Annotated in this window: 22 protein-coding genes; 12 read left to right on the top strand and 10 right to left on the bottom strand. The window is 55.0% G+C overall.

All coding sequences use genetic code 11. The features are described 5' to 3' along the window. Nucleotides 1-4: 4 nt before the first annotated feature. The gene (locus tag CHH28_RS06665; protein WP_094059578.1) at nt 5-1,444 is read right to left on the bottom strand and encodes an acetyl-CoA carboxylase biotin carboxylase subunit; all 1,440 of its coding nucleotides are present in this window, start codon (nt 1,442-1,444) and stop codon (nt 5-7) included. Nucleotides 1,445-1,546: 102 nt separating this feature from the next. Here CHH28_RS06665 and CHH28_RS06660 point away from each other — a divergent pair, with 102 nt between their 5' ends. Then, nucleotides 1,547-2,503: a LysR family transcriptional regulator gene (locus CHH28_RS06660; RefSeq protein ID WP_094059577.1), complete on the top strand. Its 957-nt coding sequence runs from the start codon at nt 1,547-1,549 to the stop codon at nt 2,501-2,503. Here the strand turns inward: CHH28_RS06660 and CHH28_RS06655 are convergent. Further along, nucleotides 2,430-3,542, bottom strand: coding sequence for a mechanosensitive ion channel family protein (locus CHH28_RS06655; protein ID WP_094059576.1), 1,113 nt, complete (start codon nt 3,540-3,542; stop codon nt 2,430-2,432). The genes CHH28_RS06660 and CHH28_RS06655 overlap by 74 nt on opposite strands. Nucleotides 3,543-3,835: 293 nt before the next feature. Here CHH28_RS06655 and CHH28_RS06650 point away from each other — a divergent pair, with 293 nt between their 5' ends. Continuing rightward, nucleotides 3,836-5,149 (top strand): acetyl-CoA hydrolase/transferase family protein, encoded by a 1,314-nt coding sequence (locus CHH28_RS06650; RefSeq protein WP_094059575.1) that lies wholly within the window; start codon nt 3,836-3,838, stop codon nt 5,147-5,149. A gap of 114 nt (nt 5,150-5,263) precedes the next feature. Here CHH28_RS06650 and rlmB read toward each other — a convergent pair whose 3' ends face one another. Genes rlmB through CHH28_RS06635 form a run of 3 tightly spaced genes read right to left on the bottom strand, consistent with a single transcriptional unit; the run spans nt 5,264 to nt 8,932 of the window. Then, a complete protein-coding gene (gene rlmB, locus CHH28_RS06645; RefSeq protein WP_094059574.1) occupies nt 5,264-6,001 on the bottom strand; it encodes a 23S rRNA (guanosine(2251)-2'-O)-methyltransferase RlmB in 738 nt (245 codons plus the stop codon). A gap of 12 nt (nt 6,002-6,013) precedes the next feature. Then, nucleotides 6,014-8,536 carry a ribonuclease R gene (gene rnr, locus CHH28_RS06640; protein WP_094059573.1) on the bottom strand — a complete coding sequence of 841 codons (2,523 nt, stop codon included), beginning with the start codon at nt 8,534-8,536 and terminating at the stop codon, nt 6,014-6,016. 24 nt (nt 8,537-8,560) lie between these two features. Further along, on the bottom strand, nt 8,561-8,932 hold the full coding sequence (locus CHH28_RS06635; RefSeq protein ID WP_094059572.1) for a gamma-butyrobetaine hydroxylase-like domain-containing protein: 372 nt from the start codon (nt 8,930-8,932) through the stop codon (nt 8,561-8,563). Nucleotides 8,933-9,067: 135 nt separating this feature from the next. Here CHH28_RS06635 and CHH28_RS06630 point away from each other — a divergent pair, with 135 nt between their 5' ends. Then, the gene (locus CHH28_RS06630) at nt 9,068-10,702 is read left to right on the top strand and encodes a methyl-accepting chemotaxis protein (protein WP_094059571.1); all 1,635 of its coding nucleotides are present in this window, start codon (nt 9,068-9,070) and stop codon (nt 10,700-10,702) included. A gap of 100 nt (nt 10,703-10,802) precedes the next feature. On the opposite strand, the gene hslU is transcribed toward CHH28_RS06630, so the two are convergent. After that, nucleotides 10,803-12,143 carry an HslU--HslV peptidase ATPase subunit gene (hslU, locus tag CHH28_RS06625; RefSeq protein ID WP_094059570.1) on the bottom strand — a complete coding sequence of 447 codons (1,341 nt, stop codon included), beginning with the start codon at nt 12,141-12,143 and terminating at the stop codon, nt 10,803-10,805. After that, nucleotides 12,140-12,691: an ATP-dependent protease subunit HslV gene (hslV, locus tag CHH28_RS06620; protein ID WP_094059569.1), complete on the bottom strand. Its 552-nt coding sequence runs from the start codon at nt 12,689-12,691 to the stop codon at nt 12,140-12,142. The genes hslU and hslV overlap by 4 nt, the downstream gene beginning before the upstream one ends. 109 nt (nt 12,692-12,800) lie before the next feature. Here hslV and CHH28_RS06615 point away from each other — a divergent pair, with 109 nt between their 5' ends. The 4 genes from CHH28_RS06615 to CHH28_RS06600 all read left to right on the top strand — a co-directional run bounded on the left by CHH28_RS06615 (nt 12,801) and on the right by CHH28_RS06600 (nt 16,492). Then, the gene (locus tag CHH28_RS06615) at nt 12,801-13,283 is read left to right on the top strand and encodes an FKBP-type peptidyl-prolyl cis-trans isomerase (RefSeq protein WP_094059568.1); all 483 of its coding nucleotides are present in this window, start codon (nt 12,801-12,803) and stop codon (nt 13,281-13,283) included. Nucleotides 13,284-13,461: 178 nt separating this feature from the next. Further along, nucleotides 13,462-14,037: an LPP20 family lipoprotein gene (locus CHH28_RS06610; protein ID WP_094059567.1), complete on the top strand. Its 576-nt coding sequence runs from the start codon at nt 13,462-13,464 to the stop codon at nt 14,035-14,037. 110 nt (nt 14,038-14,147) lie between these two features. Continuing rightward, nucleotides 14,148-15,590: a hypothetical protein gene (locus CHH28_RS06605; RefSeq protein ID WP_094059566.1), complete on the top strand. Its 1,443-nt coding sequence runs from the start codon at nt 14,148-14,150 to the stop codon at nt 15,588-15,590. Nucleotides 15,591-15,850: 260 nt separating this feature from the next. Beyond that, nucleotides 15,851-16,492, top strand: a complete 642-nt coding sequence (locus tag CHH28_RS06600) for an MBL fold metallo-hydrolase (RefSeq protein ID WP_199244079.1) — start codon at nt 15,851-15,853, stop codon at nt 16,490-16,492. A 144-nt stretch (nt 16,493-16,636) separates the two neighbouring features. On the opposite strand, the gene CHH28_RS06595 is transcribed toward CHH28_RS06600, so the two are convergent. Further along, nucleotides 16,637-17,158, bottom strand: a complete 522-nt coding sequence (locus tag CHH28_RS06595) for a hypothetical protein (RefSeq protein WP_094059564.1) — start codon at nt 17,156-17,158, stop codon at nt 16,637-16,639. A gap of 169 nt (nt 17,159-17,327) precedes the next feature. Beyond that, nucleotides 17,328-17,537, bottom strand: a complete 210-nt coding sequence (rpmE, locus tag CHH28_RS06590) for a 50S ribosomal protein L31 (protein WP_094059563.1) — start codon at nt 17,535-17,537, stop codon at nt 17,328-17,330. 139 nt (nt 17,538-17,676) lie between these two features. Between rpmE and CHH28_RS06585 the strand changes: the two genes are divergently transcribed. From CHH28_RS06585 to CHH28_RS06565, 5 genes are all read left to right on the top strand, one after another. After that, nucleotides 17,677-19,869 carry a primosomal protein N' gene (locus CHH28_RS06585; protein ID WP_094059562.1) on the top strand — a complete coding sequence of 731 codons (2,193 nt, stop codon included), beginning with the start codon at nt 17,677-17,679 and terminating at the stop codon, nt 19,867-19,869. A 59-nt stretch (nt 19,870-19,928) separates the two neighbouring features. Continuing rightward, complete coding sequence (locus CHH28_RS06580) at nt 19,929-20,519, top strand: hypothetical protein (protein WP_094059561.1); 591 nt, start codon at nt 19,929-19,931, stop codon at nt 20,517-20,519. Between the two features lie 35 nt (nt 20,520-20,554). Continuing rightward, nucleotides 20,555-21,031, top strand: coding sequence for a phosphatidylglycerophosphatase A (locus CHH28_RS06575; RefSeq protein WP_094059560.1), 477 nt, complete (start codon nt 20,555-20,557; stop codon nt 21,029-21,031). A gap of 548 nt (nt 21,032-21,579) precedes the next feature. After that, nucleotides 21,580-22,641 (top strand): YjgN family protein, encoded by a 1,062-nt coding sequence (locus CHH28_RS06570; protein WP_094059559.1) that lies wholly within the window; start codon nt 21,580-21,582, stop codon nt 22,639-22,641. After that, nucleotides 22,571-23,695 carry a M48 family metallopeptidase gene (locus CHH28_RS06565; RefSeq protein WP_094059558.1) on the top strand — a complete coding sequence of 375 codons (1,125 nt, stop codon included), beginning with the start codon at nt 22,571-22,573 and terminating at the stop codon, nt 23,693-23,695. The genes CHH28_RS06570 and CHH28_RS06565 overlap by 71 nt, the downstream gene beginning before the upstream one ends. Here CHH28_RS06565 and CHH28_RS06560 read toward each other — a convergent pair. After that, the gene (locus CHH28_RS06560; protein ID WP_094059557.1) at nt 23,692-24,129 is read right to left on the bottom strand and encodes a hotdog fold thioesterase; all 438 of its coding nucleotides are present in this window, start codon (nt 24,127-24,129) and stop codon (nt 23,692-23,694) included. The genes CHH28_RS06565 and CHH28_RS06560 overlap by 4 nt on opposite strands. Nucleotides 24,130-24,148 lie beyond the last annotated feature (19 nt).

Below are 24,148 nucleotides of genomic sequence, written 5' to 3'. Positions count from 1 at the left end.
CTGATTACCAGCCGGCGTGGGCCGCTACGGCGGCGGCGATGGCCAGTGCAATATCACCGGGTTGACGTTTATTAGAATATTTCAGCAGCTCTGGATGGCTGGGCACAAAACTGGTGTCGAACTGGCCACTGCGAAAATCCTCATTACCGAGAATCTGGCGATAATAAGGCGCGGTGGTACGAATGCCTTGCAAGTGCATGTCGTCCAATGCCCGCTCGCCACGGGCGATGGCTTCTTCCCAGTTGAGCGCCCACACCACCAGCTTTAAACACATGGAATCGTAATAGGGTGGAATGTCGTAGCCGGTGTAAATGGCGGTATCGACGCGCACCCCAGGGCCGCCGGGGGCGTAATAATGCGAAACGCGGCCAAAGCTGGGTAAAAAATCGTTTTGAGGATCTTCGGCATTAATGCGAAATTGCAGCGCAAAACCACGGTAGCTGATATCTTGCTGGCGAAAACTGAGCGGTAAACCCGCTGCCACACGTAGTTGCTCGCGCACAATATCAACGCCGGTGATTTGCTCGGTAATGGTGTGCTCCACCTGCACCCGGGTATTCATTTCCATGAAATACACTTCGTTGCCGGTGAGCAAAAACTCCACTGTGCCGGCATTTTCATAGCCGACGGCTTCGGCCGCTTTTACCGCCAGGCCGCCAATGTATTCACGTTGTTCTGGGGTTAGCTGCGGACTCGGTGCGATTTCAATCAGCTTTTGATTGCGCCGTTGAATGGAGCAATCACGCTCGTACAAATGCACCACACTGCCCTGGCTGTCGGCCAGAATCTGCACCTCAATGTGGCGCGGATTAATGATGCATTTTTCTAAAAACACATCGGCACTGCCAAAAGCCTTGGTTGCCTCGGAAATAACACGCGGAAACTGCTGTTCCAGCTCTTTTTCGTTATCCACTCGGCGAATACCACGCCCGCCACCGCCTGAGGTGGCTTTGATCATCACCGGATAACCGATCTGCGCCGCCACTTGTTTGGCGTCTTCTATCGACGCCAAATTGCCATCGGAACCCGGCGTGACCGGCACACCGGCAGCGCGCATGCTGGCGCGAGCGGCGGTTTTATCGCCCATGCGTTCAATCACAGAGGATTTCGGACCAATAAACTTAATGCCCTTCTGTTCGCACAAATAGGCAAAACGGGCGTTTTCCGACAAGAAGCCGTAACCCGGATGGATGGCATCGCAGCCCGTTTGCGCCGCCAAATTCACAATGGCGGATGGGTCGAGATAGCCGGCAATGGGGTCTTCCCCAAGTGAGTGGGCCTCATCCGCGCGTTTGACGTGCAAGGCATAGCGATCGGGCTCGGTGTAAATCGCCACCGAGCGAATGCCCATTTCGGCACAGGCGCGCACAATGCGAACGGCGATTTCACCTCGGTTGGCAATCAGAACTTTTTTTAGCTGGGACACGGGAGCGCCTCCATTCATCACGTGTTTTCAGACTATCCCAGCCACTCCATCAGCCATAATTGATATTTCTTTGGTTATCCATAAGCTATTACTTATGGATGAATAAGAGACTCATTGCTCATGCCATTATCTGTACAAAAGCTGGTCAGTCGTTTAACCCTGCGACAACTGCAGGTGTTTAAAGCCGTGTATGAGCAAGGCGGGTATGGCAAAGCCGCAGCCTTATTGGGGCTGACGCAACCAGCGGTCAGTGCACAAATCCGCCAGCTGGAACAGGCGTTGGATCACACTCTGTTTGAATACGTCGGGCGCAAACTGTATTGCACCCCAGCTGGCGAGGTGGTGGCCACGAACATCGCCGCCATGTTCGCCCAGTTAAAAGACATGCAAAGCGACTTACACGCTTTAAAGGGCCAATTGGCGGGTGACCTGTGCATTGCTGCCGTGAGCACGGCACAGTACGTGGTGCCGCACTTGTTGCAGTTATTTTTGCAGCAATTTCCGGCCATTCAGGCACGCATCGACGTGGTCAATCGGCAGCAGGCGCTGGAGCGCCTGGCAGACAATCGCGATGATTTGGTGATTATGGGTTTGGTGCCCACTGAGCGGCCACTGACCTCGCTGCCATTTCTCGACAACCAACTGGTCGCGGTGGCCCCGGCGCAGCATAAGTTGGCGGCTGCGACATCGGTGTCGCTGGAGCAGTTTCTGCACTACCCATTGTTGCTACGAGAACCCGGCTCTGGCACTCGTCTGGCGCTGGAGCAGCACTGTCAGCAGCGTCGGGTCACTTTGCAGGCGGTGATGGAGCTGGGCTCCAACGATGCGGTCAAACACGCAGTGATGGCCGGCATGGGCGTGGCGGTACTGCCCAAGATGGGCATTTTGGCCGAGCTGCGGCTGGGGCTGTTACAGGAAGTAGCAGTGGCCGACTTCCCGTTGCGGCGTTCTTGGTGCTTGGTGTATCCCAAAGCCAAACAGCCCAGCCCCATCAGCCGCGCCTTTATTGATTTTGTGCAGTCGCAGCTGGCATCGATAGATCGCTATTTTGCGACGCTTGAAGCGCCTCCGGCATAGAGTCGAGGTGCAAGGTGCGTGTTGGGAAAGCGCAGTCCGCCCCGTGCGAGTGAATGATGTCCATCACCTTCAATAAGACGTCTTGCTTGATGCCGTGGAATTCCACCCAAGCGGTGGTTTTGGTAAAGGTGTAGATAAAGAAATCCAGGCTGGAGGCAGCAAAACTGTTGAAGTTAACGATGATGGTGCAGTTCTGGTCGATGTCGGGATGCTGCTCCAGCATGGCACGCACATCGTCCATAATCGGCTGGATTTTGCGCGCATCCTGATAGCGCACACCGACGGTCTCGTAAATACGACGATTAAGCATGCGCGATGGGTTTTCCACCACAATACTGGTGAACACCGAGTTGGGAACGTACAACGGGCGTTTATCAAAGGTGCGAATGCGCGTCACCCGAAAGCCGATGTACTCCACCGTGCCTTCGATGCTGCGGTCCGGTGAGCGTACCCAGTCACCGACTTTAAACGGGCGATCCATATAAATGATCAACGAGCCGAAGAAATTCGCCAGCAGATCTTTGGCCGCCATACCGACCACCAGACCACCGACACCACCAAACGCCAGAATGCCAGAGATGGAAATGCCGAGCATCTGGAACACTGGCAGTACAATCAGAAACGCCACCGCCAACTTGGCGACCTTGCCTACCATCATCACCGTGGTAGGGTCAGCGCCTTGATCCAGTTGACGGCTCTCGATCCGATTGATTAAACGCCAGATGGCCCACGCCACCAAAATCAGCAATGACAGCTGACGCACAATCGGAATGCTGGTAACAATTTCGGAAGCAAAGTGGCGAGCACTGATGTCCGCTGTCCAGGTGGCACCAATCGCCAAAATGGCCCAGTTGATCGGCACACCGATGGCTTCTACCACCACATCGTCCCAACGATTGCGGGTTTTGGCGGCCAGCACGAGCATCTTATGGCGTGCCATACGCCACAGAAACGCCAGCGTTAACGTCAGCGACAGAGCAATGCCCACATCCCAGAACCAGTCATAATTTTGGTTGAGTAAATCCTGCCACCAATCCACGTGTCGCTCCTCTAAAGTTGCGGGTTGCGCTCAATGTCGCGCCCAGTTCAAACCAAGCGCCTATTATTGCGCCCAAGCCGGAGGCTCAGCAATGGCAACCCATGTGCCAAGCCCCACAAAAACCAGTCAAAGCCAACCGACAAAGTGGCCGATGCCCAGTAACTAGGGTGCTGGCCGGGTCTAATCTGCCAAACCTGACCAGTCCTTGCTGGCTGTCATCGTAATTTCAAAGCGGCCTGCTAAGGTTGGATGAATTCTTCATCTCACCACTCATTACACAGGGTTCAGCAGCCATGGATATTCACGGCCTTTACCAGCAAAAGCTCACCACCGCACAGCAGGCAGCCGACTATTTGCGCGATGGTGACAACCTCATTCTCGGCATGAGCGTGGCCATGCCACCGGCATTAATGAAAGGCGTCGCCGATGCTTTGCACCAGTCACAGCTGAACGAGCTCAACCTGTATTACATGCACGGTACGCAAGCCTTGTGCGACACCATTCTCGTGCCTGAGCTGGCCGACAAGGTCTGCCCACGGCCGTTGTTTATGAGCGGCCATGACCGCCAGGCGCTAAAAAAGTACCCACGTCGGGCGATGATGGAATTTGTACCTGCCAGCTTTTCCCAAGTGGGGCGACTGCTGACCGAATACATTGAACCGCATTGTTTTATGGTGACGGTGTCGCCGATGGACCGTCACGGTTATTTCAGCCTTGGCACCAATGCCGATTATGGTGCCAGTGTGATTCGCAAGGCCGGCAAAGTCGTGGTGGAAGTGAACGAAAACATGCCGCGCACCTTTGGTGAATGCTCGGTGCACATCTCGGAAATTGACGCCATTATCGAAAACCATACACCGCTGATCGAAATTCAGCCCAACGAGCCCAGTGAAATCGACCTGCAAATCGCGCGGCTAATTATCGAGCGCATCGACGATGGCGATACCCTGCAAATGGGGGTCGGCGGTGTGCCCAACTCAGTATTAGGGCTGCTGCAAGATCATAAAGATTTAGGGCTGCACTCGGAGCTGTTCAGCCCGGCGATGGTGTCACTGATTGAACAAGGCGTGCTCAATGGTCGGCGCAAATTGTGGATGCAACACAAGCACGTGTTTACCCTCGCCTTGGGTAATAAAGCCATGTACGACTTTATGGACGACAATCCATCGATCGTTGGCTACCCGGCTTCTTGGGTGAATAACCCGATGATTATTCAGAAAAACCAACACATGGTGTCGGTCAATGCCGCCATTGAGGTCGACTTAACCGGTCAAATCAATGCCGAGCAGCTCGCTGGCCAGCCGTTCTCCGGCACTGGCGGACAGCTCGATTTTGTCCGTGGTGCTTTCCGCTCCAAAGGTGGGCGGTCGTTTATTGCGCTGCAATCCACCGCCAAAGGCGGCACCCTGAGCCGCATCGTACCGACCTTGCTTGGCGGCACAGTGACGGACACCCGCATGGATACCCACTTTGTGGTGACGGAATACGGTTGTGTGGATTTAAAAGGCTTATCGCTGCCGCAACGGGCAAAAGCCTTAATTGGCATTGCTCACCCGGCATTCCGCGATCAGCTGCACGAGCAAGCCAGAGCATTGGATCTTATTTAACGCACTGCCAGCGCACTTAATACCGGCGCACTTACTGTCGGTGCACGCAATGATGGAGACGTTGGCAACACTGCATCGGCACAGCGGCGGCTGCGCCGATGCAGCTGGTGCGTATCAGCCGCGGCGTTGACGCACGGCTTCAAATAAGCAAATGCCAGTAGCCACCGACACATTCACCGAGCTGACTTCACCCGCCATCGGAATGTTAATCAGGAAGTCGCAATGCTCACGGGTTAAGCGACGCATGCCCGCGCCTTCGGCGCCCATCACCAAAGCCAGCGGGCCAGACATATCCTGCTGATAAATGCTGGCAGGCGCCTCACCGGCGGCGCCACCAATCCAAATGCCACGTTCCTGCAGCTCCTTCATGGTGCGCGCCAGATTGGTGACTTGCACATACGGCACCACTTCGGCAGCGCCGCAAGCCACTTTCGCGGCAGTCGCGTTGAGCGGTGCGGACTTGTCCTTCGGAGCAATCACCACATGCACACCGGCGGCATCGGCGGTGCGCAGACAAGCGCCGAGGTTGTGTGGGTCGGTTACGCCATCGAGAATCAAAATAAACGGTGTGCCTTCGATTCGGTCCAACAACTCCGGCAATTGTTTCTCACTGGTGCCTTGCAACGGCTGGCGAAACGCGATGATGCCCTGATGGTTACCATCGGCTTTTTGGTTCATTAAACCTTTGTCCGCTTCGCGCACGGAGATGCCTTGTTCTTGCGCCAGTTCCAATACACGTTGCATGCGCTGATCCACTCGGCCTTTCTGCACCCAGATTTCGGCGACTTGATTGGCAGAGCGTTGCAACAAGGTGGTAACGGCGTGCAAGCCGTAAACCGCGTCTAACTTCATAGGGAGGTCACTCTATTTTTTACTGGCTTTTTTGGCCGACTTCTTTTTCGACTTTTTAGCGGTTTTTTTCTCAGACTTTTTATCTGTGTTCTTTTTGGCGTTTAGCTTCTGACGCTTGCTGGGCTTTTTCTTGCCTTTGCTTTTTTTGTCGTCCGCTGATTTTTTGCCTTGGGCAGCAGCAGACGGCTTACGTCCAGGAGCCAGCTCTTCTTGTTGATCACTGCCTTGCGCACGGCGCCGTGGCATACGCGCCGGTTTAGGCATATCCAAGGCCTGACGCCCTTTGTGCTTTGGTGCACTGGTAAGCTCAAAATCGACTTTGCGATCGTCCAGATTCACCGCCACCACTCGCACCCAAACACTGTCCCCTAAGCGGAAACTGCGGCGTGTGCGCTCGCCGGTCAAACGGTGCTTAACCGGATCGAACTGGTAAAAGTCGTTTTGCAACGAGCTGACGTGCACCAAACCTTCGACGTAGACGTCTTTTAATTCGACGAACAAACCAAAGCCAGTGACCGCCGAAATAACACCCTCAAACTCCTCGCCAATGTGTTCACGAATGTATTCACATTTTAGGAAATCAACCACATCGCGGGTAGCATCATCGGCGCGACGTTCGGTCATCGAGCAATGCTCGCCCAGTTGCACCATAGCCGCCAGGTCGTAAGGATAAATATGCTTACCAGCAATCGGTTTGGCGCCGTCGACACGACGCACATGGCGGCATTCTTTATCGCTGCGAATAATGTGGCGAATACCACGATGCACCAGTAAATCCGGATAGCGACGAATGGGCGAGGTAAAGTGGGTATAGGCTTTAAACGCCAAACCAAAGTGACCTTCGTTCTCTGGGTCGTACTGTGCCTGGCTCAACGAGCGCAGCATGACCGTTTGAATCAGGTGAGAATCTGGGCGTGTCTGAATTTGCTGCAGCAACGCTTGATAATCTTTTGGCGATGGCTCTTTGCCATGCGGCATGGATAACCCCAGCTCGCCCAAAAAGGCGTGCAGATTTTCCAGTTTTTCTTCGCTCGGACCTTTGTGCACACGATACAGCGCCGCTAAGTCGTAACGCTGGAAAAAGTCGGCTGCGCACACGTTGGCGGCCAACATGCACTCTTCAATCAGCATGTGGGCATCGTTGCGTGTGGTCGGCACAATTTGCTGAATCTTGCGCTCGGCATCAAAGACAATGCGCGTCTCCACCGAGTCAAAGTCCATTGCGCCGCGTTGCTCACGCATTTGCCGCAACAACTTAAACAAGGTGTAGAGGTTTTCCAGGTGACCCACAATCGGCCGGTAATGTTTGCGCCAGGCTTTGCCATCTTCGCTCAATGGCCGCTGCAGCATCTGCCACACCTTGTTGTAGGTCAGGCGAGCATGGGAGTGAATAATGCCTTCCATGAATTTGTAGCCCGACAAACGACCATTTTTCGAAATGGTCATTTCGCACACCATCACCAGACGATCCACTTCTGGATTGAGCGAGCACAAGCCGTTGGACAGTTTTTCCGGCAACATCGGCACTACAAACTCCGGGAAATACACCGAGTTGCCGCGTTGATGCGCTTCGTGGTCCAGCGCACTGCCGGTTCTGACGTAGTGAGAAACATCGGCAATGGCGACGTATAAGCGCCAGCCGCCGGTGCTTTTATTCACTTCACAATACACAGCGTCGTCAAAGTCTTTGGCATCCTCACCGTCGATGGTGACAAACGGCAAATGACGCAAATCGATGCGCTGTTTTTTATCTGCCTCAGCGACTTTATCCGGCAAGCGCTTGGTTTCGTGCTGCACCGCATCTGGCCACTCACTGGGAATGTTGTGGCTGCGAATCGCCACATCAATTTCCATTCCAGGTGCTAAGTGATCACCCAACACTTCAACCACATCGCCCATGGGCAAACCACCGGGCTTAGGCTGTTGCGTAATTTGCACCACCACAAACTGGCCATGCTTAGCGCCGTGGCGCGCATGCGGCGGCACCAGTACTTCGTGACTGACCCGTTTGTTGTCCGGCTGCACAACACCAACGCCGCTTTGATCAAAGTAACGCCCGACTACCTGCAGGGTATTACGCTCGAGTACTTCTACAATTTTGCCTTCCGGGCGACCACGACGGTCATGCCCCAGAATCTGAACGGCTACGCGATCGCCATGAAATACTTTGCTCATTTGGCGATTGGATAAATAAACGTCGTCTTCGCCGTCACGTAGAACAAAGCCAAAACCGTCGCGATGCCCCATCACCAGACCTTGCACCAGGTTGGCTTTACTCATTGGCATAAATTGATTGCGACGATTGCTGATCAGCTGGCCATCACGGGCCATGGCGATTAAGCGACGACGCAGTGCTTCGATACGCTCTTCGTCGTTTTCACTGAGTGCCTCGCACACATCGGCGTGGCTCATGGGACGGTCACTGCTCTCTAGCAGCGCCAGCAGGGCTTCGCGGCTAGCGACCGGGTTTTCGTATTTTTCCGCCTCACTGGCGGCATTAGGATCGATAAATGTTCCGTTTTTGGAATCCGTCAATCGGACACTCCTGTAATACGCTGACTACAGCGCTTTAAATTGAATGATATTGGAGCTGCGCTCCTGACCTGCGGCCTCTAATTGCTGCAGGTATTCTTGCCATAATGAAGACTGGTTGTCGCACAAATGGCGCAGGTATTTCCAGTCGTACAAACCTGAATCATGACCATCGTCAAACACCAGCTTTAGGGCATAGTTGCCCGCAGGTTCGATGCGCAGCAGGGCCACATCTTTTTTACCGTACTGCAATACGCCATTGCCGGTGCCATGGCCGCGGACTTCAGCCGACGGTGAAAACACCCGCAAAAACTCAAAACTCAGCTGATAGTCGCCATCAGCATAGCTCAGCTGCAACGTACGACTGGTCTTTTGAACTTTGATGGCGGCGGGGATCATGGCAAGTCCTGTCGATGGCAAAGGTTGGTCTAAACTGCTTCCAGCCTGTGAACACTTCTATTGTTGCACACTGCTGGTCGGCACCGAGGTTAGGGCGCCAGCGGACAGTGTACTATTTCAAAGGATTGTCTGCCTATGAAGTCCTTACGCCAACTCAGTATCGTCCAGCGTTTGTGGCTGATGCTCGCCGTCACCGCTTGCGCCATTTTGGCGTTAACAGCCCAGATGCTAAGCGCCGAACACCGGGTACTGACCGATGAGAAACAAGCGTCGTTGCAACAGCTGGTGGACGCGGCCTACAGCCAGGTGAGTTACTTTCACAGCCTGCAACGCCAAGGCATGAGTGAGGCGGACGCGCAGCAGCAAGCCAAAGAAGCGGTGCGCCATCTGTTGTATGGCAAAGACGATTATTTCTGGATCAACAACTCTAAGCCGGTGGTCATTATGCACGCCACCAAGCCTGCGTTAGAGGGGAAAAATGTCAGCCAAGTGCAAGATCCCAATGGCTTATACCTGTTTCGCGAAATCGTGAAGGTGGCTAAAGCGTCCTCTGCTGGCGGTTTGGTCGCTTATCAGTGGCCGAAAAAAGGCAGTGAGCAGCCGGTGGATAAACTCAGTTATGTGCGCCACTTTCCCGCCTGGGACTGGATCATTGGCACCGGCGTATACATTGACGGCGTGCAGCAGCAGTTCGCACACGATATGCGCCAGCAGTTGACCTTTACCTGCGCCATTTTGATCGTGGTGACGGCGCTGTTGCTGCTGATCAGCCGCAGTATTCGCCTACCCTTGGCCAATTTGAGCGCTGCCATGGCCAACGTAGCCAGCGGAGAAGCCGATTTAACCTATCGCCTGCCTGGCTGCGGGCGGGACGAAATTGCCAGCATCATAGGTTCGTTCAACCGCTTTATCGAGCGCTTGCAAAACGTCATGACCGACGTACGCGATACCACCACCCGCGTGTCTGATTGCAGCCAACATATCTCCGCCAGCAGCAGTGATACACGCAACCTGACCGAAGAGCAGCGCTTACAAACAGATCAAGCGGCCACCGGCGCCACCGAGATGACACAAACCATTGCCGGGGTGGCGCAGCATGCCGAGCAAGCCGCCGATGCTGCCCGCAACGCCGACGAGCATGCACGCTCCGGCGTGGCAATTGTGCAAAACACCAAACAGCGCATTGCCCAGCTGGCAGACACCATCAACCAATCACAACATGTGGTCGAAGGCTTGCGCAGCGAAACGGAATCGATTGGCTCGGTGCTCAGCGTCATTCGCGGCATTGCCGAGCAAACCAACCTGCTGGCACTCAATGCCGCGATTGAGGCGGCACGCGCCGGTGAGCAAGGGCGTGGCTTTGCCGTGGTTGCCGATGAAGTACGCACGCTGGCTTCGCGCACACAGTCATCAACGGAAGAAATCGACGACATGATCAGCCGCCTGCAACAGCAAGCAGCAACGGCAGTGGCCGCCATGGAAGATAACGTCACCACCTCCAAAGCCACCGCCGATATGGCCGAGCAAGCGGCAGACAGTATTCACAGCATAACCACGGCAGTGAGCACCATTTCCGATATGAACATCAATATTGCCAGCGCGGTGGAACAGCAGCGCAGTGTGGCCACGGAAATTACCCGCAACCTATCCACCATTGCCGACTCATCCAATCACATCGCCGATTACATGCATCAGTCGGAGCAAAGCTCAGGCAATTTAGCGCTGGAAAGCCAGCGTCTGAGAGAGCTGCTATCGCGGTTTAAGGTGTGAGCGCTGCTTAAACTGTAAGTACGTTTAAGGAGTGAATGCGCTTTAGGGTATGACACAGCAGCGGCACTGAGCCGCTGCTGCAAAGGCAAACGAACGAGCGTTAGAGAATAAACTGGCTCAGGTCTTGATCTGTGCTCAGCTGTCCCAACTTGTCGTCAACGTACGCCGCATCGATGGTGATCGGATCATTGAGATCGGTGGCATCAAAAGAAATACTTTCCAATAAACGCTCCATCATGGTGTGCAAACGACGGGCACCGATGTTTTCAGTGCTTTCGTTCACATCAAAGGCGAACTGCGCCAGACGCTCGATGGCATCGTCGGTAAAGTCGATGCTCAAGCCTTCTGTTGCCATCAGTGCCTTGTACTGCACCGTCAGCGACGCGTTAGGCTCGGTCAAAATGCGCTTAAAGTCATCTGGCGTCAGGGCACTCAGCTCCACCCGAATCGGCAGACGACCTTGCAGCTCAGGAATTAAGTCCGACGGTTTCGACAAGTGGAAGGCACCGGATGCGACAAACAAAATATGGTCGGTTTTTACCATGCCGTATTTGGTGCTAACGGTGCAGCCTTCGATCAATGGCAGCAAATCACGCTGTACGCCCTCGCGTGACACATCACCACCCGAGCCGCTTTCCTGACGTTTAGCGACTTTATCAATTTCATCGATAAAGACGATGCCATTTTGCTCCACCAGCTCTACCGCACGCTCTTTCAACTCTTCCATGTTGAGCATTTTGCTGGCTTCTTCATCACGCAGCAGTTTCAGTGCGTCTTTGATTTTCAGGCTGCGTTTGGTCTTTTTATCACCGCCCAAGTTGGAGAACATGTTCTGCAACTGATTGGTCATTTCTTCCATGCCGGGAGGGGCCATGATTTCCACCCCCACCTGGCTGGCTTGGGCGACATCGATTTCAATTTCTTTGTCGTCCAGTTCACCTTGGCGCAGTTTCTTGCGGAAAATCTGACGCGTACCGCTGTCTTCTGCTTTTGGCTCTTCAGTAGTGTCCCAGCTGGTTTGACGTGGTGGTGGCAGCAACACATCCAAAATGCGCTCTTCCGCCGCTTCTTCTGCGCGGTAAGAGACTTTTTCCATCTCTTGCTCACGCAGCATTTTTAAACCGGTTTCGGTCAGGTCGCGAATGATGGATTCCACGTCCTTACCGACGTACCCCACTTCGGTGAATTTGGTCGCTTCCACCTTAATGAACGGCGCATTCGCCAGCTTGGCCAGACGACGGGCAATCTCGGTTTTACCCACGCCGGTCGGGCCAATCATCAAAATATTTTTCGGTGTCACTTCATCGCGCAGCTCAGTGTCGAGTTGCATACGACGCCAGCGATTGCGCAGCGCAATGGCAACGGCACGCTTGGCATCGTCTTGGCCAATAATGTGACGGTCGAGGGCGTGAACAATTTCTCTTGGGGTCATTTGGCTCATGCGCTCTCTCCATTGGTTGGGCCGTCGTTGTGCAGGGTTTCAATGGTCAAATTGGTGTTGGTAAACACACAAATATCACCGGCAATGTTGAGGCTCTTTTCGACGATGTCGCGTGCGGATAAATCGCTGTTGTCCAACAAAGCACGTGCCGCCGCCAGTGCGTAATTGCCACCCGAGCCAACACCAATCAGGTCATTTTCTGGCTGCACCACATCGCCGTTACCGGTGATGATTAGCGAGGCCGTATGATCAGCCACCGCCAGAATGGCTTCCAAGCGGCGCAAGGCGCGATCAGAGCGCCACTCTTTCGCCAACTCCACCGCTGCGCGGGTCAGTTGGCCGTGGTGTTTTTGTAACTGTGCTTCGAACTTTTCGAATAGGGTAAAAGCGTCGGCGGTGCCGCCAGCAAAGCCAGCAATTACCTGATCGTTGTACAGGCGACGAACTTTGCGGGCATTGCCTTTCATTACGGTATTGCCCAGAGACACTTGGCCGTCGCCGCCGATGACAACTTCATCGCCACGGCGCACGGAAACAATCGTGGTCATGCTTACATCCTGATGGTGTGTTGCGTTGTTCTGGAATATTGGGCCGCGCGCTAGAATATCAAGGGAGCGGTCGGTCAAACCGACCTCACAGCCATTGTTTGGAGACATCATGCAAATAGCCCCTAATACGGTCGTGCAGCTGCACTACGATCTGACGGATGATCAGGGTGAGAAGATTGAAAGTACTCGCAGCGGTGAACCGCTGCTCTACCTGCAAGGCCATGGCAATATGCTGGCCGCCTTTGAAGCGCAAATGGAAGGTCACGAAGCGGGCCAACGTTTCCGTATCGAGCTGAGCGCGGAGCAGGCCTACGGCCCAGCCACCGAAGCGATCATGCAACGCGTGCCGGTCAAACACCTGCAAGGCGCCAAACGCTGGCGGCCGGGAATGGTCGGCGTGATTCACACCGACCAAGGCGTACGTCAAGTAACGGTAAAAAAGGTCGGGCGTTTTATGGTCGATGTCGACATCAGCCATCCTCTGGCTGGCCGTAATCTGTGCTTTGACGTCGAAGTGTTAGCCGTGCGCGCAGCCACTCAGGATGAGATCGCCCACCGCCACGCCCACGGTATTGGCGGCCATCAGCACTAATACCGGCTGAGCAGACCAGATCAGCCGCTGACATCCAGTGAGCGGCTGAAATGGAACACCCAGTTGCAGCCAGTTGTCCGATACCCTGACCTCAATGCTAGAAAAAGGCACCGCCTTTATTTATTCTGCCCCTCCAGACTTTTGCCTGAAGCAGGCTTCCTTCAAGGAGAGAAAACACATGAAATATCGCGCTCTATTCGCTGCTGCCGTGACCGCTGCGCTGGTCGGTTGCTCCTCTAACGAACCACGCCCAGACCTGGCTGACTGTGTTTATGCTGATGGCTCAAATCAAGAAGCGCCTACTTGGGTGTGTGGCGGCCCAGTTGAAGGACTGGATTTGTCTGCCGTTGGTTACGCCGACAAATCTGGCGCTGGCCCGAACTTTATGAAGCAAATGGCCGCCACTGCGGCACGTGTTGAGCTGGCGCAAATCATGCGCGTCGAAGTGCAAAACATGATCAAACAGTTTGCTGAAACCACCGGCACTGCCGACAGCGAAACCGTCGATCAGGTGAACACCTCGGTGACCAAGCAAATCACCAAAGAAAGCCTGATTGGTTCAAAGATTTTCCGTCAAATGCCAACCCCAAGCGGCGGCATGGTGGTACTGGTTGGTTTGGATGCCGACACCGTCAACACACTGGCCAAAGAAGCACTGAAAACCTCAATGAACAACGAGCGTGCTTTGTGGCAAAAATTCCAGGCCGAAAAGTCGTTCGACGAAATGGCTGAGGAAATGGCCAAGCTGCGCTAGTCCTAGCTTAACCACTGTTGCGGCGCGCGCTCACAGCGCGCAGTCGCAGTGGTGAATCTCGCCAAGCCAGCCACCGTTGGCTTGTTCTCTCTCTGTCATGGAACGATTGTATGCTGCGCGTTTTGTTGGTCTCATCTGTGGTGTTGTCCGGCTCACTGGGAAGTGCCACCGCCGTGGCGGATTCGTCCGAATACGAGCGCTGGAAAAACTCTACGCAAACCGCCTTCCGGCAGTATCTCTCCGAGCAGGATCAGGCATTTGTCGGTTTTCTTAAGCGCCCATGGCAGACCTTAGATACCGATCAGCAGCAACCCGAGGATCAAGCGCCAAAGCCGGACACACTGCCGGTCGCACAACCGCCAGCGCCTGAGCCGATGCAGCCTACGTCCGACGATACGCCGCGCGTTGAACTAACGCCGCCGCCCATCGCCAAGCCGGTAACGCCGCCCAGTAGCGCACTGCCGCCAAGCCCGGCGCCGCGCACCGAGCTGACCTTTTTTGGTGAGCGTCTGGCTATTGCCATGCCCAAAGGTCAGCACAGCCGTTTTCGCAGTCGCATCCATGGCGATGCCATCGCTCAGCATTTTCAGACCTTGGCTGAGCAAGATTGGCAACCCACCTTGAAAGACCTGCGCCATCACCAACAACAGCTGACACTCAACGACTGGGCCATGGTGATGCTGATCCAACAACTCAGTCAGCAGTCCCAGAAGGATGTAAACAGCCAGCGATTGTTGAACTGGTTTTTGTTGCTGCAAGCCGGGTTTGATGCCCGCGTGGCATTCAACGACAACCAGATTTACGTACTACTGGCCAGTGATGACGCCATTTTCGGCGAGACGTTTTTCACCCTCAATGGCCGCTCTTATTACGCGCTGACGCAGCAAGGCCCAGCCGGCCGTGTCTCGACCTATGGCGAGCAGCACAGCGATGGCACCCGCGCCATTCATTTTGATGGCTTAAACGATTTGCAGCTGGACGGCCAACTGCAGCAACGCCAACTGGCGGTGACCTTAGAGGGCAAACAACACACGCTGTCGGTGGACTATTCGCAGGCCTATGTGGCGTTTCTCGCCAGCGTGCCGCAGCTGCAGTTGAGCCGCTATTTTGATGTCGGTTTGCCGGACGTCAGCCAGCGCTCGCTCAGCAAAGACCTGGCGCCGCTACTCAGCGGGTTAAGTGAACAGCAAGCGGTTAACCGGTTGCTGCACATAGTGCAAACTGGGTTCGAATATCAAACCGACGACCAGCAATTTGGCGAGGAAAACTACCTGTTCCCGCTGGAGACGCTGCACTACCCCTATTCCGACTGCGAAGATCGCGCGGCGCTGTTCGCTCATCTGGTCACTACCTTACTGGGGCTGGATGTGATCATCACCGACTACCCAGGCCACGTTGCCACCGCCGTGGCGTTTAACAGCCCGGTGAAAGGCGACAGCGTGCGCTTTCAAGGCCGTGAGTACGTGGTCGCAGACCCAACCTACATCAACGCCCAGGTCGGCATGACCATGCCACAGCTGGCAGCGATCGCGCCAAAGCTGCGCCAGCCCTAAGGCGCCCCTGAATAATTGGGTGCCCGCTCTGGATATACCGAGGGCTCTAGATCACGCAGCCAATTTGCCGCTCTTGCCAGCTACAGCAACCATCGATGATACAGAGCTAGAGTTCTCTGGCGATCGCCTTAGGGCGTGGGCTGCACTCGCGCAGAGCTGTGCAGAGCTATTCACAGGTGCCCTAAGCATTTGCCCCTTTGCAGCGGCCATGACAATCGCTACTCTTGCGCGATAGTCACACAACCGGAGTCTGTATGCCGCTGCAAACCCATATCTTGCCCGTCACACCATTCGCGCAGAACTGCACTATTTTGGTCTGCAGCGAGACTCAGCAAGCAGCCGTGGTTGACCCGGGTGGCGAGGTCGATCGCATCATCGCCAAACTGCAGCAGCTTGAGGTCAACGCGGTAAAAATCCTGCTGACCCACGCTCACATCGACCATGCCGGTGGCACCCATGAACTGGCGCAGCGGTTACAACTGCCGATCATCGGCCCACATCAAGGCGATCGTTTTTGGATCGATGGCTTGCCGCAACAATCGGCGATGTTTGGCTTTCCAGCCGTGGAAGTGTTTGAGCCGGATCAGTGGCTGCAACATGGCGATGAGATCCAGCTCGGCAACGTGCAATTACAAGTGCTGCACACACCCGGGCACACGCCTGGCCACGTGGTGTTCTATAGCGCGGACGACAAGCTGGCGTTGGTAGGGGATGTGTTGTTTAACGGCTCCATCGGCCGCACCGATTTTCCGCAGGGCAATCACGGCGAGTTGATCGCCTCCATTCGCGAGCGTTTATTTCCGTTGGGTGATGACATTACCTTTATCTGCGGTCATGGCCCGAACTCTACCTTTGGCCATGAGCGCCAGCACAACCCGTTTGTGTCGGATCATCGCGGCTAAGTCGACCGGCTATAGTCAGGTGGCCAAAAACGGGCAGTAAGGTCAGATGGCTAAAACCGGATGGCTAACATCGAGTTGCTAAATCAGGCGGCTACATCGGAGCGAGAGCCCAGGCTGGTGCTAAGCCAGCCCGGTGCTGGCGGTTTAGTCTAGGTCCAGGGGCTGGGCTTGCGGTAAGCGATCGGTTTGCAGTGATTGCAGGTACTTTTGCCGGTCGCGACTTTGCAGCAGCGCTTCGTCCATTTGCTCGTTGTAGATTTCCAGCCAGGTGCGCGAGCCGGGCACCATGCGCGCCAAGTCACGCATGCCGTCTTTCAAAGCACGCAGATGCGTCTGATAGCTGCGCTCTTGCTCCAGCAGTATGCGCTTAAACGCCGTGGCGTTGCTGGAATCCATTACGCGCTTGGCATCCACCAAATTCTGTTGGTAAGCATCGGCGCTGTCGGTAAGCGCTTCGACCTGCTTTTGCAGTTTGACGAATTCGCTGTGATCGATCAGCGGCGTTTCTGGTTCCAAAAACTTCACCACCGCCACCGTCAGACCCACCGACAGCATCACCACACCAATCAATACCAACACCGCCAGCGTGGTGCGATTGGTAGACACATGGCGCTCAAGGCGCGCTATGCGCTGCTCTTCGGTCAACTGTTCGCTTTCTTCTGACACCGACTTGCCCCTTATTCCTTGTTAGCTCATACCATACTAAGTGGCTTCAGAATCATTCTGCAATGATCTTGTACAATCCTGCCGCCAACAGCGCATTGGCACAGCCACTGAGGTAGAAAAACGACGGGCATAAAAAAACCCGCCGAAGCGGGTTTTCTTGAGCGTTGGCTTACTTCTTGAAAGTGCCAAAACGCTTTTTGAAGCGGTCGATACGACCACCAGTGTCAACCACTTTCTGCTTACCAGTGTAGAAAGGGTGACAAGCAGAGCACACGTCCAGTGTCATTGTGCCTGGCTTGGTAGACTGGGTGTTAACAACGTTACCGCAAGAGCAAGTCGCTACCAGTTCTGCGTACTCTGGATGAATACCGTCTTTCATAGTGCACCTCAAAAGTTCTTCACGCCGCCACTGCTCCGACTTTGAAACAGCACCGCGCTACTGGCTCATAAAATACTGCCCTTGCGTGGGCAATAAGGACGCGCATAATACCAGAGCCTTTTTCAGCAGCAAGCCTTTCATGCCATTTTTTGTCGTCGATGTCGCATTACCCGTGCCGCTGCAGCGCAGCTTTGACTACCTCCCCTGCGCCGAAGACGCCCGCAGCGACTACCAGCCCGGACAACGAGTTCGCGTCAACTTTGCCAACCAGTTGCTTACTGGCGTAGTGCTGGGCACGCGTGAGCAAAGCGATGTTGCCGCCAACAAACTCAAGTCCTTGCTGCAACGGCTGGATGATCAGCCGCTGTTCGATGCCGAAACCTTGCAGCTGAGCCTGTGGCTGGCGCAGTACTATCACCACACGCAAGGCGAAGTGTTGGATCTGATGATGCCTGCCATGTTGCGCAAAGGCAGCCGCCTAGATGAGGTGGATGAACGTCATTGGCGTCGCCTTGCAGCAGCCAACGAGCCAACCCTGCGCGGCAGCAAGCAACAAGCACTATGGCAGCTGTTCGAGCAACAATCGTTATGGCCACATCAGCAACTGACCAGCCGAGGGTTTACTCAAGCGCAACTGCAACGCTTACAAACGCTGCAGCTGATCGAACCCCTGCAATTGCTACCGCTACCCAGTGCAGCCGATGAACAACAGCCCGCGCTGGCGCTCAATGCCCAGCAGCAGCAAGCGTTGGATCAGCTGCGCTGCAGCCAGTTTTCCGTCAGTTTGCTGGAGGGCGTGACCGGATCGGGCAAAACCGAGGTGTATCTGCAGTGGATCGCGCAATTGCTGCAGCACCAACGCCAGATACTGGTATTGGTGCCAGAAATCGGCCTGACGCCGCAAACTCTGAAACGCTTTCGCCAACGCTTTAGCGAGCCGGTGGTGGCGCTGCATTCTGGCCTAAATGATCGCGAACGCTTGCAGGGTTGGCGCGCAGCGGCCGAAGGTAAGGCGCGCATTGTCATTGGCACTCGTTCGGCGGTGTTCACCCAGATGCCAGAGCTGGGCGCCATCATCATTGATGAAGAGCACGATGCCTCGTTTAAACAGCAGGACGGACTGCGCTACTCGGCGCGCGATTTTGCCGTGGTGCGCGCCCATCAGCGCGACATTCCGATTTTACTGGGCTCTGCCACGCCATCGCTGGAAAGCCTGCACAATGCGCTGATCGGTAAATATCAGCACATCAAGTTGACGCAGCGCGCCGGCAATGCCAAACCGCCCGGCATGATGCTGCACAGCTTGTTGCATCAACCACTCACGGCAGGGTTTGCTCAGCCGGTGTTGCAGCGTATGCACGACACCTTGCAAGCCGGCCAGCAGGTATTGGTGTTTCTAAATCGTCGCGGTTATGCACCGCTGCTGGCCTGTAACCACTGTGGCTGGATGGCTGAATGCCGGCGCTGCGATGCCCGTCTGACCTTGCACCAATGGCCGCATCATTTGCACTGCCATCATTGTGGCCATCAACAAGCCGTGCCTGCTGTGTGCCCCAGCTGTCACCAGCCAGGGTTGGAGTCCATTGGCCAGGGCACGGAAAAAGTTCAGCAACAGCTGCTTGAGTTGTTTCCCAACTGGCCGATAAGGCGCGTGGATCGTGACACCGTGCGCGGCAAGCAAGCGTTCGACCAGTTGTATGACGATATTCATGATGGCGGACCCTGCATCTTGGTGGGCACCCAAATGCTGGCCAAAGGGCACCACTTCCCGGACGTTACCTTAGTGGTGGTGCTCGATGCCGATGCCGGTTTGTTCAGCTCGGATTTTCGCGGCATGGAGCACAGTGCACAGCTGATTCTGCAAGTGGCGGGACGCGCCGGGCGGGCGGAAATGCCTGGTGAGGTGTGGATCCAAACCCTGTATGCCGATCATCCGCAGCTGAACCTGTTGCTCGACAATGGCTATCACGCGTTAGCGCTGTCGCTGCTGCAAGAGCGCCAACAAAGGCAACTGCCGCCTTACACTCACTTGGCGCTGTTGCGCGCCGAAAGTGAGGACCGCCACCAAGCCGAGCAGCTGTTGCAGCACACTCGTCAGCATGTTCAACATTGGCAACGCCAGCACCCACAGGTGCGCGTTAGCTTGGTCGGCCCGTTTCCAGCCATTATGGAGCGCCGCGCAGGACGCTTTCGCCAACAGCTGCAGGTACACGCCAATGAACGCCAAGCGTTGCATCAAGTGCTGCATCAGATAATCCACTATCTGCAGCAACAGCGATTGCCGCGCCAGCTGCGCTGGCATTTGGATGTCGATCCGATTGACACCTTATAGACGCAGCCACTAGCACAATAAAATGACGCTCCCACAACACCACTGACGGATTAAGGACAATGAGCAAACCGCTACGATTTACTTCAGAAGGCAGTGGCCTGTTGAAATTTGTGTGCTACTTCTTTGCGCTGTTTCTGCTCGGTCTCGCTTGGCAGCTGATGCAAAAAGAGCAGCCGCCAATCATCGCCTTAATTGTGATCGCATGCTTGTTCATCTTGTTAATTCAACTGACCCGTACCCAGTCGTATTCGTCCTACTTAGAGGTCCATCCCGAGAAGATCATCCTGTGCAAAAAACGATTATTTGAGGAAAGCCAACAACAGGGGCTCATTGCCGGTTTTTCGCACATATTGGTGCGCTCACATTCGTACTCGACCACCACCAACTCAACGCAAACCTACTTTGGACTAAGTTTGGTACCCCAATTGGCACCCCTCAGTGGTCTAACGAGCGAGCCGTCTCTGCCGCCTGGCTCAGCCACATATTCCCCCGCTATGGTGGACCTGGACAGCTACTGCAACAGTGCTGATCCGAGCAAGATTATTGCAATGGCACAGCAGATTGCAGCCGTCACTGGGCTGACAATCGTTATTGCCGAAGACGACCAGCCCTATTTCAGCGGCTACCCATCCACAGCCGACCAGGCTTAATATGCTTCGCTTTGTGACCGTAAACTGGACCCCATATGACCACGCCCGTTAAGCCCAACCTGCGCAACCCCATTCACCTGCTGGCCTTTGGTTTGGGTTCTGGCATGGCGCCCAAAGCCCCAGGTACCTTTGGCACCTTAGCGGCACTGCCGGTGTGGTGGCTGTGCCTGCAAGGCGTACCGACACTGCCGTATTTAGGCGTGCTGGTGGCGGGCTTTGCGCTGGGGGTGGTTTTGTGTGAGCAAACCTCACGCGACCTCGGTGTGCACGACCATGGCGGTATCGTGTGGGATGAGTGGATTGGTCTGTGGCTGGCGCTGTTGTGGCTGCCCAGCGGCTGGGGTTGGGTGCTGTATGGTTTTGTCCTGTTTCGTTTGTTCGATATTGTTAAGCCTTGGCCGATTCGCTGGTTGGACAAACACGTTCATGGCGGCTTTGGCATCATGATCGATGATGTGGTGGCCGGATTGATGGCTTTGCTGGTGGTGCAATTGACCGCTTGGCTGATGTAGGGCCTGATGCCGCGAGACCTGAGCACTGCCATAGCGATGGAGCACAGCGCAGTGTTCAGAGTCCCGTGCTTCATTTGCCGCCATAGCATGTGAATAGTTTTGATTGTCAAGCCCAGGTTACCCCCAGATTCTGTGCATAAATCTGTGAACATTCTGCGCAAAGGTGCTCCAGGGCCTACTTTTCCCTGCCCTTGAGAAAAACGCTCAGATTTCGCTCAGTTCCATAAGTTGTTAAAAAAGCCTTTGATATCAGTACTTCTAAGCGTGTTGCCAGAGATAGACGGTTTTCCGTTAGCGCTAAAAGTCAATAGATTGGCAAGGCGATTTATCACTCCAATGAGTTCTTGTATCTGGGGATGAAATAATGAGATTTCCACAGAATCTGTGGATATTTCTGTGAGTTCTTTGCAGATAAGCCACCCGCTGAAGCATCACTAGGCCCTTGCAGACAGAATGTCGTTTTTTTATCCAATCGGCTGGTTTGCAGCGGTCAGGCAATTTCGCTATAACCTGCGCTCTTTCCACCGATCCGCTACAAGGACGTGACCATGTCGAGCGTTAGCGCTGCCGCGGCAGCCAAAGACTGTGCCGTTGAGTTTACTGGCACCAAATCTGGTTATTTCAAATTATGGTTTGTGAACCTGCTGTTGAGCATTCTCACCCTGGGTATTTACAGCGCCTGGGCCAAGGTGCGCAATAACCAATACTTGTACGGCCATACGCAAGTAGATGGCCATCGCCTCAGCTATCTGGCGCAGCCACTGCAGATTCTGCGTGGCCGCATTCTGGCCATTGTGGTGTTTGGTGGTTTGTATCTCGTGGGCACCTTGATGCCACTGCTGCTAGCGGTGTTTTTTATTGGCTATATCTTTTTACTGCCGTGGCTGATCGGTCAGGGGCTGCGCTTTACCTTGCGCATGACCGCTTATCGCAATGTGCGTTTCTCGTTTACCGGCAGCTATGGCGACCTGTTTGTGCACTTTGTGCTGCTGCCGATGGTGGCGGTATTCACCATGTACCTGACCGCCCCCTGGATTCACAAGCAAATCATTGAGTTCATGCACAAGAGCATCACCTATGGTGGCAAGCCGATGAAAGTCAGCCTACGCACCGGACGCTTTTACTGGGCAGCGTTTTGTGCTCTTGGCAGCTTCCTGATTCTGAGCCTGACGCTGGGCTTTCTGGTCGGTGCCGGTGTTGGCATCAGCGCGCTAGAAGACGAAATACCAGGCTTTGTACAAAACGGTGCAGTATTGCTGTTTCCGCTGGTGTATCTGGGCATGGCGTTTGTCGCCGGCGTCTACGCCGCCATCGTGCGCAACCACCTGCTAGAAAGCCTGCGCATCGACGAGCTGGTGAGCTTTCGCTCCAACCTCGATGTCGTCGGGTATTCCTGGCTGCTGGCGACCAACTTATTGTTGTTGATTGTCACTTTGGGGCTGGCATTTCCGATCACTCGGGTGCGCAAGATTCGTTACTTGTGTGAGCACACGCGAGTATTTCTGACTCCAGCCATCAACGACATTCATAACACCGTGGATGAACAGCACTCTGCCTTCGGCGAAGAGGCTGCTGGCTTGTTCGACACCGATTTCTCTGTCGCAGGGTAACGTCAGCGTGGTTGCCGGCTTTTATTTTTACCCAGGCCAGTCACACAGCATTGACGCCCAAGCGCGCTTTGATGACGAGGGCAATGTGTGGCTGACCGACACGGATGGCAAAAGCTTGGCGCACTTCAGTGCCGCGCAGGTACAGCATCAGCCATTGATCGCCGGGTTGCCGGCCGAGCTATTGTTCAGCGATGACAGCCGCTTTATTCCCCACGATGGTAATCATCGCTGGCCAGGGCAACGCCCGGCGCAGCAAAGCTTAGAGTGGCTGGAAAGCCACTGGCTTGGTGTGCTGTCGGCAGTGGTGGCAGTGCCGTTGTTCGTCTGGTTTATGATCGTGTACGGCATTCCCAGCATGACCCATGCCGGGGTCGAGATGATGCCGCGCGCCATCGACGAGCAAGTCGGCCAGCACACCTTTTCCACTCTGGAGTACATCTATTTAGAACCCTCAGAGCTATCGCCCGACCTGCAGCAAGGCATTCGTGATGAGTTTGAGCATTTGCTCACGCAACTGAGCCTGCCAGTAGAGCGCTATCGGCTGGTGTTTTATGACAGCATGATCGGCGCCAATGCCCTGGCATTGCCCGACGGCACCATTGTCGTTACCGATGATTTAGCGCGCATGCTGCAACATCAGCCACAGCAGCTGCACGCCATTCTGCTGCACGAAATTGGCCATGTTGAGCACCGCCACGGCATGAAAAAACTGGCGCAAACCACCGCCACCAGTTTTTTGTTTGCGATGATGTTCGGCGATATCGAAGGCATGGGTGAAATGATCATTGGTGCTGGCGGCTCGTTGCTGGAAAGTGCCTTCTCGCGCGATATGGAACGCGAGGCCGACCAATTCGCTCACCAACATGCTCAGCAGGCCGGGCTTTCAGCCCAGGATTTTGCCGATGCCATGCGTGCTTTGGCCGAAGGCCATGACATTAACATCAGCCAAGATGGTGATTGGAGCGATTATCTCAGCACCCACCCAGGTATGGGTGAGCGCATTCGCGAAGCAGAGCAGGCCGCCGCCAGCGAGCGCCAGCCTGATGATAATTAACGGTGGTTTTGCGCCGCCACCACCGCCATGGTCAGGCGAGAAATGCAGCTGAGTTTGCCGTCGCTGTTCTCAATACGGATTTCCCAGACCTGAGAACTGCGGCCGCAATGCACAGCACGGGCGGTGCCGGTTAAGGTACCGCTGCGTACGCCACGAATGTGGTTGGCGTTGATTTCCTGGCCAACACAGTATTGTTGGCTGGGGTCGACCACCAGATTGGCCGCCATGCTGCCCAGCGTTTCAGCCAGCAGTACATTAGCACCGCCATGCACTAATCCGACGGGCTGCAATGTGCGCTCATCGGCGGGCATAGTACCGCGTACATAATCATCGCCCACTTCCGTAATTTCGATGCCCAAATTGGAGCAAGCGGTGCCTTGCATCTGTCGGTTCATGTCTTCGATATCGGGCTTGGCGAACCAAATTGCACTCATGTCTACCTCTGTCTGACGA

Origin of the sequence: Bacterioplanes sanyensis (assembly GCF_002237535.1) — a bacterium.
GTDB lineage: Bacteria > Pseudomonadota > Gammaproteobacteria > Pseudomonadales > Oceanobacteraceae > Bacterioplanes > Bacterioplanes sanyensis_A.
This window is presented reverse-complemented; position numbering and strand designations above follow the sequence as displayed.